At 63.2% G+C, this 12,681-nt stretch carries 11 protein-coding genes and 1 pseudogene; 11 read left to right on the plus strand and 1 reads right to left on the minus strand.

The window, feature by feature from the left end:
* The first annotated feature begins 438 nt into the window (after positions 1-438).
* From QD280_RS05200 to QD280_RS05245, 10 genes and pseudogenes are all read left to right on the plus strand, one after another.
* Positions 439-1,362, plus strand: a complete 924-nt coding sequence (locus QD280_RS05200) for a substrate-binding domain-containing protein (RefSeq protein ID WP_279838520.1) — start codon at positions 439-441, stop codon at positions 1,360-1,362.
* 26 nt (positions 1,363-1,388) lie between these two features.
* Entirely contained in the window at positions 1,389-2,063 is a 675-nt protein-coding gene (locus QD280_RS05205; protein ID WP_199852303.1) for an ABC transporter permease, read from the plus strand.
* Between the two features lie 118 nt (positions 2,064-2,181).
* Positions 2,182-2,994 carry an ATP-binding cassette domain-containing protein gene (locus tag QD280_RS05210; protein WP_279838521.1) on the plus strand — a complete coding sequence of 271 codons (813 nt, stop codon included), beginning with the start codon at positions 2,182-2,184 and terminating at the stop codon, positions 2,992-2,994.
* A gap of 154 nt (positions 2,995-3,148) precedes the next feature.
* The gene (gene mobA, locus QD280_RS05215) at positions 3,149-3,865 is read left to right on the plus strand and encodes a molybdenum cofactor guanylyltransferase (protein ID WP_107336326.1); all 717 of its coding nucleotides are present in this window, start codon (positions 3,149-3,151) and stop codon (positions 3,863-3,865) included.
* Between the two features lie 515 nt (positions 3,866-4,380).
* Positions 4,381-4,980 (plus strand): molybdopterin-guanine dinucleotide biosynthesis protein B, encoded by a 600-nt coding sequence (mobB, locus tag QD280_RS05220; protein WP_054556297.1) that lies wholly within the window; start codon positions 4,381-4,383, stop codon positions 4,978-4,980.
* Positions 4,977-6,434: a gephyrin-like molybdotransferase Glp gene (glp, locus tag QD280_RS05225; RefSeq protein WP_279838524.1), complete on the plus strand. Its 1,458-nt coding sequence runs from the start codon at positions 4,977-4,979 to the stop codon at positions 6,432-6,434. The genes mobB and glp overlap by 4 nt, the downstream gene beginning before the upstream one ends.
* A gap of 163 nt (positions 6,435-6,597) precedes the next feature.
* Positions 6,598-7,461, plus strand: coding sequence for a cyclic pyranopterin monophosphate synthase MoaC (moaC, locus tag QD280_RS05230; protein WP_279838525.1), 864 nt, complete (start codon positions 6,598-6,600; stop codon positions 7,459-7,461).
* Between the two features lies 1 nt (position 7,462).
* A pseudogene (locus tag QD280_RS05235) lies at positions 7,463-7,918 on the plus strand (molybdenum cofactor biosynthesis protein MoaE); the annotation flags it as partial.
* A gap of 161 nt (positions 7,919-8,079) precedes the next feature.
* The gene (moaA, locus tag QD280_RS05240; protein ID WP_054556294.1) at positions 8,080-9,069 is read left to right on the plus strand and encodes a GTP 3',8-cyclase MoaA; all 990 of its coding nucleotides are present in this window, start codon (positions 8,080-8,082) and stop codon (positions 9,067-9,069) included.
* A 240-nt stretch (positions 9,070-9,309) separates the two neighbouring features.
* Entirely contained in the window at positions 9,310-9,594 is a 285-nt protein-coding gene (locus QD280_RS05245; protein WP_043336782.1) for a hypothetical protein, read from the plus strand.
* Between the two features lie 201 nt (positions 9,595-9,795).
* Here QD280_RS05245 and QD280_RS05250 read toward each other — a convergent pair whose 3' ends face one another.
* Positions 9,796-11,376, minus strand: a complete 1,581-nt coding sequence (locus tag QD280_RS05250; protein WP_279838801.1) for a ribonuclease J — start codon at positions 11,374-11,376, stop codon at positions 9,796-9,798.
* A gap of 414 nt (positions 11,377-11,790) precedes the next feature.
* Here QD280_RS05250 and purU point away from each other — a divergent pair, with 414 nt between their 5' ends.
* Positions 11,791-12,645 (plus strand): formyltetrahydrofolate deformylase, encoded by an 855-nt coding sequence (gene purU, locus QD280_RS05255; protein WP_043336780.1) that lies wholly within the window; start codon positions 11,791-11,793, stop codon positions 12,643-12,645.
* Positions 12,646-12,681: the final 36 nt, after the last annotated feature.

Below are 12,681 nucleotides of genomic sequence, written 5' to 3' on the forward strand. Positions count from 1 at the left end.
ATGACTCGGCAATCGGGTCGTCATGGGCCAGTGGTGGTCATGCCTGGAGTTATTGTCAGTATTTTCTCGGCCATTCCGGCAATGCCATTCCCGCAGTGCCATTCCGGTAGCGCCATTCGCTCCAGTCGATATAGCGACGTCATCAGGGCGACAGGGCGTCAGGGCGACAGGGCGTCAGGGCGTCAGGGCGTCAGGGACGATAGGGACGACAGGAGGCGGGTACCGGCAAGTCTGCCTGCTGGAGAGGATTCCGGTATCATCGCCGGCTGTCTTGCGTGCCAGCCCATGTATCAGCGCTGTCTGGCAAAGCCTTGAAAGCCTTTATCGGATCGTCCGTTTCGTCACCACAGCGCTTTCGGCATGTCGTTTGCAGAGTCAGCATTCACGTTGATGTCATCAAGACCGTCACGCCAGAAAAATATTCAGGGAGCACCACCCATGCCGCAAAGCCATACCTTGTCTTCTCGTCGCCTGCTGGCCACCCTCGCAGGCCTGTCATTCGGTGCGCTGAGCATTCTGCCGGCCCAGGCAGCCGACGACATCATCCGTCTGGCTACCACGACCAGTACCTACAATTCAGGCCTGCTCGATCACCTGCTGCCGGAGTATGAAGAAGCCCACGATGTCACCATTCAGGTCATCGCGGTCGGTACCGGCAAGGCGTTGCGCATGGGCCAGGATGGCGATGTGGATCTGGTGATGACTCACGCCCCGGGCGCCGAGCGCAAGTTCGTCGATGCCGGCTACGGTGTCGAACCGCATGGCGTGATGTACAACGACTTCGTGCTGCTCGGCCCCGAGGCGGACCCGGCGGCCATCGACGGCATGCAGGATGTGGACGCGGCACTGGGCAAGATCGCCGGCGCCAATGCCGGTTTCATCTCGCGCGGCGATGACTCCGGCACCCACAAGAAGGAATTGGCCCTGTGGCAGAGTGCCGATGTCACCCCTGACTTCTCCGGCTACAAGGCCGTCGGCCAGGGCATGGGCAAGGTGCTGAGCATGGCCAGTGAGCTGCAGGACTACACCCTGAGTGATCGTGGTACCTGGCTTGCGATGGAAGACAAGCTCGAGCTTGAGATTCTGGTCGAGGGCGATGCGCGCCTCTTCAACCCCTATCAGGTGATTCTGGTCAACCCGGCCAATCATGATGGGCTCAATACCCGTGGTGCGCGTGAGCTGGCCCAATGGCTGATCTCCAGCGAAGGGCAGCAGGCAATCGATGATTACCGTCTCAAGGGCAAGGCGCTGTTTCATGCCAGCCATGGCGAGACCGGCTTCGATGCTCGCCAGACAGCGGATCGCGCCTCTGAGCGCGCGCCGGTGAAGGCGCAGGGCGCACAAGCTGAGCCGCGTTCGTGAGCTTGTGGCAAACCACACAGGAGGCCATGAGCCTCCTGCTGAGCATGGATGGCGCGCTGTGGGAGATCATCGGCGTGTCGTTTCGTGTCTCGTTGATGGCGATGTTGATCGCGGTGCCACCGGCACTGTTGATCGCCTTCGTGCTGGTTCGCTGTGCCTTCCCGGGGCGCTGGCTGTTGATCTCGCTGATCAATACCCTGATGGCCGTCCCCACCGTGGTGGTGGGGCTGCTGCTGTTCATCCTGCTGTCGCGCGCTGGCCCGCTGGGTGACTGGCATCTGCTGTTCACCCAGCCGGCGATGGTGATCGGGCAGATTCTGCTCGCACTGCCGATTCTGGTGGTGATGCTGCATGCCGCGCTGGCGGGCGTCGACAAGCGTGCCTGGGAAACGGCCTTGCAGCTGGGGGCGTCGCGCCGGGCGGCGCTGTGGCGGCTGGTGATGGAGGCCCGTTTCGGCGTGATGGCGGCGTTGGTGGCCGCGTTTGGTAGAATCATCGCTGAAGTGGGTTGCGCCATGATGGTGGGTGGTAACATTGCCGGTTTCACGCGCAATATCACCACGGCCATCGCGCTGGAAACCCTCAAGGGCGAGTATGCCCAGGGGGTCGCCCTGGGCATGGTATTGCTGGTGTTGGCACTGGCGCTCAATCTGATGCTGGGCCTGTTGCGCGGTCGCGGTCAGCTGGTGGTGCAGGCGTGACCTGCGGCCTCGCCGCCAGTCACGTTCTGCTCCCGCAGCCTGCAAGCCGCCTGCCTGCCAGTTGAGACAAGCACACCAGCACTGATCGCGTCAGGCTGAATCGTCGTATGGAGTCATGATGTTCCCCCCTAGTTCTTCGTCCTCGTCTGTTCCCCCGGGCGACCCCTCCTGCCCGGTGGCGGGGACTGGCTTCGCGCAAGCCGCGCCGCCTGCTGCCCAGGTACTCGCTGCCGACGCAAGCGTTGCCCCTCTGTTGCGCGTGCGCGGCCTCGAATATCGCTTGCCGCCTGCGGCGCAGGCATCCGGCGAGGGCGCCGAGGCGCAAGGGCGCCTGTTGTGGCATGTGGCGGCGCTGGATTGGGCGCCGACCCCGGCGTCCGGCTGGGTGCACCTCAAGGGCGACAACGGCAGCGGCAAGACCACGCTGCTGCGCGTGCTGGCCGGCATGCAGCCAGCGACAGGCGGCAAGCTTGAATGGCAGACCCGTGACGCTCATCCGGTGCGCTACCTGCACCAGCAGCCGTATCTGTTCGACACCAGCGTGGCCGGCAATCTGGTGCTGGCGGCTCGCTGGCAGCCCGACAGTGGCTCTGCCGGCCAGCAGCGCGATCAGGTCGAAGAGATGCTGCGCTGGAGCGGGCTGAGCGATCAGGCCCGTCAGCCGGCTCGCTCTCTGTCGGGTGGCGAGCGTGCCCGCCTGGCATTGGCGCGCGCCTGGTTGTCACGTCCGCCGGTGCTGTTGCTGGATGAACCTGCCGCCAATCTGGATCAGGCCGCCGTCGAGCAATTGGCGCTGCGGCTGGAGCAGATGTGCCAGCAGGGGTGTGCGGTGATCCTGTCCTCGCATCAGGACAATGCCTTGAGTCAGGGCTCGAGTGCGCGCTGGACGCTGAGCGCTGCCAGCCTGCACACTGAGCCCACAGCGGGCTGAGTCGTCTTCAATGGGCTGAGCCTTCAGTGCAAGCACCTCAAGCTTCAGGGCTGAGAAGGCCTTGTGCATCAGCCGCTTGCACTGGATGCCCTGCCAGCAGCCCTGCTGCATGCCATTACCTGCGCCTATGCGCACTCGACCGGGATACGCCTTCATGCCGAGCTCCAATCACACCTCTGACGCCACGCCACTGCCGAGCGATGCCGAGCAGCTCAAGGCCTCGCTCACGCCCGCCAATATCACCGGGGTGGTGCTGGCCGGTGGCCAGGCGCGGCGCATGGGTGGCGTCGACAAGGGACTGGTCATGCTCAATGAGGTGCCGCTGGTGGCGCATGTGCTGGCGCGCCTGACCCCTCAGGTGGGTGAACTGCTGATCAATGCCAACCGCTCGCACGCCGAATATGCTGCTTATGGTCATCCACTGGTCGAAGACAGCGAGCAGGGCTACCACGGCCCCCTGATGGGCATGGCCAGTGCACTGGCGGCAGCGCGGACGCCTTGGGTGATGATGGTGGCCTGCGATGTGCCGCACCTGCCCAATGAACTGGTCGAGACGCTGAGCGTGGCGCTGATCGACCATGCCAACGGCGATCATCTGGAAGGCTTCACTGTCGAAGGCGGGCACGCTGGTGATGCCGGGCCTGCGCTGCTGGCCGTGGCGGCAGACGAGTTCCGTTACCATCCGGTGATCTGTCTCATGCACCGTGGCCTGCTGCCCTCGCTGCAGGCGGCGCTGGCCGCTGGCGAGCGCAAGATCGACCGCTGGTTCGATCAGCACGTCTGGCTCAAGGTGCAGGCGGGCAGCGAGCAGGACTTCGCTAATCTCAATACCCTTGAAGAATGCCGTGAGATGGAAGCCGGCTCGCGCTGAGCGTGCTTCTTTCCTGACGTCCTTTGCGTGTCATCCGTTCCCGTTTGCACGCCCAGGGTGTGTCATTGTGATGCAGATGGTCATCGCCGGGTGCGTCTCTTCAGGAGTATGGCGGGTTATTGTCTTTGCCTGTCCGGTCTTGATGGCCTTTACGTTGCACCTTGAAAGTGTCGTGTCTGGCGGTTCTGGCGGGTGTCTTGCCACTCTGCGTCGTTGTCCCCATTGAACCCTTGTTCATATCGAGCCGTTGCCCATTGAAATGAGCGCCGTGCGTGTTCACCTTCATGGCATCCGCTCAGCCCGCATTGTCATCGTCATCTTTTCCCTTGCGGGTGCGGGAGCGCTGCGGTGAGCCCGTCGACAGGCCGCCATACGCCGGAATCATCAAGAGAACCTTCATGCCTGAGTCTTCTTCCACGACTGACCAGCGTGCAGATACCGCTGTCAGTGCTGAACATTCCTCCCCTCGCAGTGATGATCCCACGCCGCGTGGTGATATTTCTCATGAAGTCGGGATGTCGCCCGCCTGGCAGGCACGTCTGGCGGCGTCAGCGTGTCCGCTGCTGGGCATTGCAGCCTGGAGCGGCACCGGCAAGACCACGCTGCTCGAGCAGCTGCTGCCCGAGTTGAGAGCGCGCGGCCTCCGCGTCGCCGTCATCAAGCATGCGCATCATGCCTTTGATGTCGATACGCCGGGCAAGGACAGTCATCGTCTGCGAACGGCCGGTGCCGTGCCGATGCTGGTGGCGTCTGCCAAGCGCTTTGCGCTGATGATGGAGACGCCGGACCAGGCGGAGGCCGATCTGGAGCAACTGGTGGCGCAGCTCGAGGGGCTGGAGGTGGACCTGATTCTGGTCGAGGGCTTCAAGCAGTGGCCGCTGCCCAAGCTTGAGCTGTACCGCGAGGCCGTGGGCAAGCCGCTGCGAGCCCCAGAGGACCCCTGGATCCATGCGCTGGCGACACCGGCGGCGCAGCTGCCGCCTCGTGATGATGTGCCGCAGGACCTCAAGCGGCTGGACCTTGACGATCCTCAGGCGCTGGCCGCCTGGATCGCCGCCTGGCCGGTGCATTGGCGTCTGGAAGGCGGCAAGCCGCGTGGCGAGGTGGGCGCATGAGCCTGTCGTGTTTCGATCCGCGTTTCGGCGAGCGCATGCTGAGTGTCGATGAAGCCTTGAGCGTGCTGGGGGAGAGCCTGGCGGGCGTGATGCGCACGCCACGCAGCGAGCGTGTCGCCCTGGCGCAGGCGCCCGGACGTGTGCTCGCCGAGACGGTCATCTCGCCGCTGGATGTTCCGGCACAGACCAACGCGGCAATGGATGGCATCGCGCTGGCGCGGGCTTCATTGCCAGACGCGGCGAGCGGCGAGCCCCTGAGCGATCGCGGCGAATTGAGCGATCACTGCGAGTTGAGCGTGATCGGCAGCTCGCTGGCGGGCCATCCCTGGACGGGCCGAGCACTCGCCGCGGGGGAGGCCATGCGCATCACGACCGGCGCGGCCCTGCCCGCAGGCGCCGATACCGTCGTCATGCAGGAGCAGCTCGAGTATCGCTCCGCGCAGGGCGAGGGCGAAGGGCTGGGCGAGGGCTTGGTCGATGGTGACGCAGGCGAGCGGGTGGTGATCGAGGGCGTGACCAGCATTCGCCGTGGCCAGAATGTGCGTCAGGCCGGAGAGGATATCGCGCGCGGCAGCCAGGTGATGGCGCCGGGCCAGTGGCTGACGCCCGCCGCCGTGGGCGTGCTGGCGTCGCTCGGGCTCGCCGAGGTCGCTGTCTATCGGCCGCTGACGGTGGCGATCTTCTCCACCGGTGACGAGGTCACGGCCCCCGGCGAGACACTGCCGGCCGGCGGCATCTATGACGCCAATCGCTTCAGCCTCGTGGCGCTGCTGCGCGATCAGGGCATCGAGGTGCTGGATCTCGGCATCCTGAGCGATGACGAGGCGAGCGTGAGTGCTGCCCTGCGTGATGCCGCGACGCGTGCCGACATGGTCATCACCTCCGGCGGCGTGTCGGTGGGCGAGGCCGATCACGTGCGCAGTGCCCTCGCTGCCTGTGGTGAGCTCGCGCTGTGGCGTATCGCCATGCGTCCGGGGCGCCCGCTGGCGTTCGGCATGTTGCGTGCCACTCCCGCCGCCGCCGAGTCGTCATCTGGCCAGGTGCCGTTCTTCGGCTTGCCGGGCAATCCGGTGGCGACCATGGTCACCTTCCTGCAGTTCGTGCTGCCCGCGCTGCGCCTGTTGTCGGGCCAGCAGCGGTTGGCGAGGGTTGAGGCGAAGGATGAGGCGAGCGCCTCCGCGACGACACTGGCACAGTGGCAAGCCCCGCGCCTGCAGCTGATCGCTGGCGAGACGCTGCGCTCACGTGCCGAGCGTGTCGACTATCATCGCGGCCAGATCGTGCTGGATGACCAGGGGCGTCAGGTGGTGATGACCACGGGGCGGCAGGGCTCGGGTATTCTGACCTCGATGTTGCTGGCCGAATGCCTGATCGAGATTCCCGCCGGCTGCGCCACGCTTCACGCCGGTGAGCCGGTCATGGTGCAGTGGCTGGGCAGTCGCGGCATCGTCTAGGCGATGCCCGCCCAGTGGTCATGCCAGCTGATTCATGAAAAGATAGTCTGCTAATTTCTTGGCCAGTCCTGTCCATCAGGGCTTGCCTGCCTGCTTCTTCAGGCATTGGTATTTCAGAGATTGCCGCCAGTCAGGCGCACCCGATACGGATACGAGACAGCTCATGAGCCTTACTCATCTCAACGCACGCGGCGAAGCCCATATGGTGGATGTTGCGGACAAGCAGGAAACCCGCCGCGAGGCGCGAGCCAGCGCACGCGTCAGCATGCTGCCTGCCACGCTCGCCCTGCTCGCCGAAGGTGGCTTGCCCAAAGGGGATGTGCTGGCGACGGCGCGTATTGCCGGTATCCAGGCGGCCAAGCGCACTCATGAGCTGATCCCGCTCTGTCATGCCTTGATGCTCTCCAAGGTGACGGTCGACTTCACGCTGGACAGCGCCAACAGCTGTGTGGAAATTCAGGTGCTGTGCCGCCTCAATGGGCGTACCGGTGTCGAGATGGAAGCGCTGACGGCGGCCTCGGTGGCGGCACTGACGCTCTATGACATGTGCAAGGCGGTCGACAAGGGTATCGTGATCGGCGATATCCAGCTCGAGACCAAGACCGGTGGCAAGAGTGGTGATTGGCAGCGTCCGGACGAAGCCGCCGCTGTCGAGCAGACGCCGGTTGAGCCAAGCCGGACTGAACCAAGCCGGACCGAACCAAGCCGTGCTGCAACAGCTGAGCCCATCGAAGCGACAGCGGGACAGGCCGCTCCGGCGGCCCGCGGTGATGCCACCGTGCGGGTTCTCTTCCTGGCGGAACTGCGGGAACGCCTGGACCTCGACTGTCTGGCGCTGAACCTGACGACGCTGTCCGAAGCGACGGTCGGGGGCTTGAAGCGCACCCTGGCGCTGCGTGACCCTCAGCTTGAAGCGCTCAATGACACTCGCGTGCTATGCGCCGTCAATCAGGACATGGTGCGCGATGACCACCCATTGAATGCCGGTGATGAAGTCGCCTTCTTCCCACCGGTGACGGGGGGCTGACATGACCCAGGTCGCAAACGAAGCCTCGCGGGCCTTTTCGGTCAGCATTCAGGCCAGCGATTTTGATCTGCGTGTCGAGCAGGACGTCCTGACGCGTGGGCGCGGCGACATTGGTGCCGTGGTGTCCTTCACGGGACTGGTGCGTGATTTCAATCAGCGACCGGATGTCGTCGCGCTGACGCTGGAACACTATCCCGGCATGACGGAGCGCAGCCTCGAGCGCTTGATCATAGAGGCGCGCGAGCGCTTCCCGCTCACCGGGGTGCGCATCATTCACCGTGTCGGACGGCTCGAGCCCGGCGACAATATCGTGCTGGTGCTGGTCGCCAGTGCGCATCGTCAGGCGGCCTTTGCCGGCTGTGACTTCCTGATGGACCACCTCAAGTCGCGGGCGCCTTTCTGGAAAAAGGAGCACACCGCCACGGGAGATTATTGGGTGCGGGAACGTTCGAGCGATCGCGAGGCACTCGAGCGCTGGCATCCAGAGTCCGCGGTGACGGCAGAGGGTGAAGCGGTATCCCCCTTTGTCGAGCAACACAAGGCTGATGACTCATTGGCCGAGGCCAGCAGCGAAGAGAGACAATCATCGCTGGCAACACCCAAGTTTTCGGGAGAGTCATGATGGAAACCCTGGTCGATGACTTCGGTCGTCGCATCCGCTATGTTCGCCTGTCAGTGACGGACCGCTGTGATTTTCGCTGCGTCTATTGCATGAGCGAAGAGATGACCTTTCTGCCGCGCGACGAGGTCTTGAGCCTCGAAGAGATCGCGTTGCTGGCGCGCGCCTTCGTGGAACTGGGGGTCGAGAAGATTCGCCTGACCGGCGGGGAGCCGCTGGTGCGGCGTGATATCGGCAAGCTGGTCGATGAAATCGGCGCGCTCGAGGGGCTCAAGGACTTCTCGATGACCACCAACGGCGCGGGCCTTGCCAAGCACGCCGCGCAGTTGAAGGCCGCCGGCATGTCACGGCTGAATATCAGCCTTGATTCTCTGGACCCGGAGCGCTTCAAGGCGCTGACGCGTACCGGCGACCTGAACAAGGTGATCGCCGGCATCCGTGCTGCGCGCGAGGAAGGCTTCCGCATCAAGCTCAATGCGGTGGTGCTGAAAGGGCGCAATGATCACGAAGTGGTGTCGCTGGTCGAATTTGCGCGTGAGGAAGGGTTGGACATCAGCTTCATCGAGGAGATGCCGCTGGGCCAGGTCTCGGATCACGGGCGTGACGAGACCTTCTGCTCCAGTGATGATGTCCAGGCGCGCATCGAGACGCGTTATCCGCTGATTCCCACGCTTGAAGACAGTCTGGGGCCGGCCCGCTATTTCCGCATGGCGGACAGCGAATCACGGGTGGGATTCATCTCACCGCACAGTCATAACTTCTGCTCGACCTGCAACCGCGTTCGCGTCACGGTAGAGGGGCGTCTGTTGCTGTGTCTTGGCAATGAGCACTCGCTTGACCTGCGTGACATCATGCGTCGCCACCCGGGTGACATCGAGCCGCTCAAGGCCGCGATCATCGATGCCATGCACCTCAAGCCCGAGCGTCATCACTTCACGACGGACGGTGATGTCCAGATCGTTCGCTTCATGAACATGACGGGAGGCTGAGTCCTTTTTCGTCATCAAACGTGACGCTCATGTTGATCGAGCCATTCTGGATAATTCACAGGCGCTGACAAAAACCCCGCTATCAAGCGGGGTTTTTGTTGGTCTATCCTATGGAAACACTGCCTTGCTTTTGACAAGGCTTGTTAGTTCATATTTTGCGCTTATACTTTGCTGCATTATCACATCCAATGCGATGACTCGCAGGGATTCCAGCTCAGTGCATATGGTGGAGGTAGCGAAATGACAGCCGATTCTCTCGAAAAGATCGCTCGTAACAAGAATGTTGCTCGTGCAGCAGCGCGTCAGCTGTCCATGGAACAACTGCACAAGCTCTCCGAGGTCATCAATGAGGTGATCGAGCAGAAAGCCGAAGAAGACGAGCAGCGCCGCGAAGAAGAAATCGCCAAGGAGCGCAAGCTTGCCGAGATTCGTGATGCGATGATCGAAGCTGGCCTTTCCGTGGATGATCTGGTCAGTGATCAGCCCAAGCGTCGTGGCCGTCCGCCGAAGAACAAGTCCGTTTGAGACCTTCGGCCTGACGCCATGGAGGTGGCTGAAGCGCCTGAGATCGAGATTGCAAGTCGGCAATCTCGCCATCACCAGTCCCTGAGCGCCTCCCAGCAGCAGAAAAGCCCGCCCGGTATTTCCCGGGCGGGCTTTTTCATGCGCTGCTTTGTGCAGGGCAGTGAGCTCAAGGCGGCCATCACTTCAATGATGGCGCGACACTCACTCCTGATTCATGGCCATGATATGCAGGAAGAGCACCGGCTCATGGCGCAGGTGGTTGCGCAGCCAGCGATTGATGCGGCCATCGAGTTGCTGCTTGAGTTCACGTTCATTGCTGGCATCCAGGCCTGCCAGGGTGTCATCCAGCCACTCGGCGAAGCTGTCTTCATCTAGGCTTGAGGTGCCGCTGATATCCAGCATCAAGCGGCCGATGCGAACCCAGCCGGCCTCCTGCAGCGTGACGGGCAACGCCAGCGAGACGCTGCCATGCCGGCCGAGACGCGCGCGGGCACGGCGGTCCATGGAATCCAGCGGACGCACCTTGTCATGCTCGATGATGCGCTCGTGCAGTGTCAGGCGTTTCTCCACCGACAGCCCCTGAGCATCGAGGCGAATCACGTCACCATTGACGGGAATCAGCGGTGCCTCGATGCCCAGGGACTGTGCCACCTGGGTGTGAGCGAGCTGGTGGCGATATTCGCCATGCACCGGTAGCAGGCGTACCGGTTTCAGCCAGCCATAGAAGGTGCGCAATTCTTCCTGCGCCGGGTGCCCGGAGGCGTGGAGGTCCGGGAACTGCTTCTCTTCCATGATGCCGACGCCGAGGCGTGTCAGGGCGTTGTGCAACTTGCCGATGGCCAGCTCATTGCCGGGAATCGCCTTGGAAGAGAAGATCACGGTGTCGCCGGCAGCCAGCTCGAAGTCAGGATGGCGGGAATTGGCCAGGCGTGACAGTGCGGCGCGCGGCTCGCCCTGGCTGCCGGTGGCGATCACCATGACCTCTTCCGGGGGCAGGTAGCCCAGGTCCTTCACCGGTACCAGCGGCGGGAAGTCTTCCAGATAACCGAGACCGCGGGCGACGCGCACCATGCGCTCCATCGAGCGACCCAGCAGCGTGATGCGGCGACCATTGCGTGCGGCGGCGCGCCCCAGTGCCAGGATGCGGGCCAGGTTGCTGGCAAAGCAGGTCACGACGACGCGTCCACGACAGCCGGCCAGCGTCTTCTCCAGTGCGCGTGCCACCTCGCCCTCGCTGCGCGAATGACCCACCAGCGGCGCATTGGTGGAGTCGCCGACGACCAGATCGACCGGTGCCAGTGCCTGATAGCGCTCCGGATCGGTGGGCTCGCCTATCAACGGCTCCGGGTCCAGCTTCCAGTCGCCGGTATGCATCACGCGATATTCCGGCGTGACGATCAACAACGAGCAGCTTTCCGGAATGGAGTGGGTCAGCGGTAACAGTCGCAGTGCGAAGGGGCCGGATTCGAAGCCTTCATCCACCTCGATGATCTGCAGGCTGGAGGTTTCCAGCTCGCGCTCGGCAAACTTGGCGCGCAGCAGGCCAGCCGCCAAGGGCGTGGCGATGATCGGGCAGCGCCATTTCGGCCACAACCAGGCGACCGCGCCGATGTGGTCTTCGTGGCCATGGGTGATCACCAGCATCTGCGGGCTGATGCCCAGGCTTGCCAGGGACTCGATATCCGGCACCTGCAGCGGACCTTCCGGCAGGTCCTGGCGAATCATCATGCCGCAATCCACGGCAATCCAGTGATCCTGATAACCATACAGCGTCAGATTCATGCCGATCTCGCCGCAGCCACCCAGCGGTAGCAGGTGCAGCGGCGGACGTTGTCTCTGACGGACTTGAACGCGGGGTTTCAACATGGATGTCATGCCATCTATAAAATGTGGCTCAACTATACGGGAATCCCGCGAAGCGCCACAAATGGCGCTGTTGTCCGGTCGCGTCGATTCGAGAGCGGCCCAGCCGTTCGCACGACGCCTTGAGGTGGGCCGGCGTGATGGCCGCTGATCGCAATGTCGTATTGACCATATGGACAGAATCGGGGTGCAGCACTGTTTCAGGCCGCGTGATCAGCTACAATAGCCCACCTTTGCCGAGGGGCTGCTTACGGGCGGTGTCATGATTCCTCGCGCAGGCCGGCGCTTCGCCGGCTGAACATCATTCCCGCTATCACAATGGTTGAACTTACGATGTCTCACGCCTATCGCCTGGTGGTGTCCTGCCCTGATCAGGTCGGAATTGTTGCCCGAGTTTCCACTTTCATCGCCGAGCAGGGCGGGTGGATCACCGAAGCCAATCAGCATTCTGATCTTGGCGCCGGTCGTTTCTTCATGCGCTATGAGATCAACCCCGAGACCATCGGCCTGAGCGCCGCTGAGCTCGGCAAGCGCTTCGCCCCGATCGGTGAAGAGTTCGGCATGCAGTGGCGCGTGCATGACACCGCCGCCAAGAAGCGTGTCGTGCTGATGGTCTCCAAGGACTCCCATTGCCTGGTGGACCTGCTGCATCGCTGGCAGTCCGGTGATCTGGATTGCGAGATTCCCTGCGTCATTTCCAACCACGACGACATGCGTTCGCTGGTCGAATGGCACGGCATTCCGTTCCATCACGTGCCGGTCGACAAGAATGACAAGGCGCCGGCCTTTGCCGAGGTCGAGCGTCTGGTGGAAGAATCCCGGGCCGATTGCATCGTGCTGGCGCGCTACATGCAGATCATTCCGCCGAGTCTGTGTGAGCGCTATGCCGGTCGCCTGATCAACATCCACCATAGCTTCCTGCCTTCCTTCGTGGGCGCCAAGCCGTATCACCAGGCCTTCGGGCGTGGGGTCAAGCTGATCGGCGCGACCTGCCATTACGTGACCGAAGAGCTGGATGCCGGCCCGATCATCGAGCAGGACATCCACCGCGTCACTCACTGCCATACCGCCGAGGAACTGGTGCGCATCGGTCGTGATGTCGAGCAGAAAGTGCTGGCGCGCGGGCTGCGCTGGCACCTGCAGGATCGCGTGCTGATCCACGGCAACAAGACCATCGTCTTTGCCTGAGCCACGCTTGCTCGGCGCATGAGTCTGTCATCGACC

Origin of the sequence: Cobetia sp. 1AS1, assembly GCF_029846435.1 — a bacterium.
Lineage (GTDB): Bacteria > Pseudomonadota > Gammaproteobacteria > Pseudomonadales > Halomonadaceae > Cobetia > Cobetia amphilecti.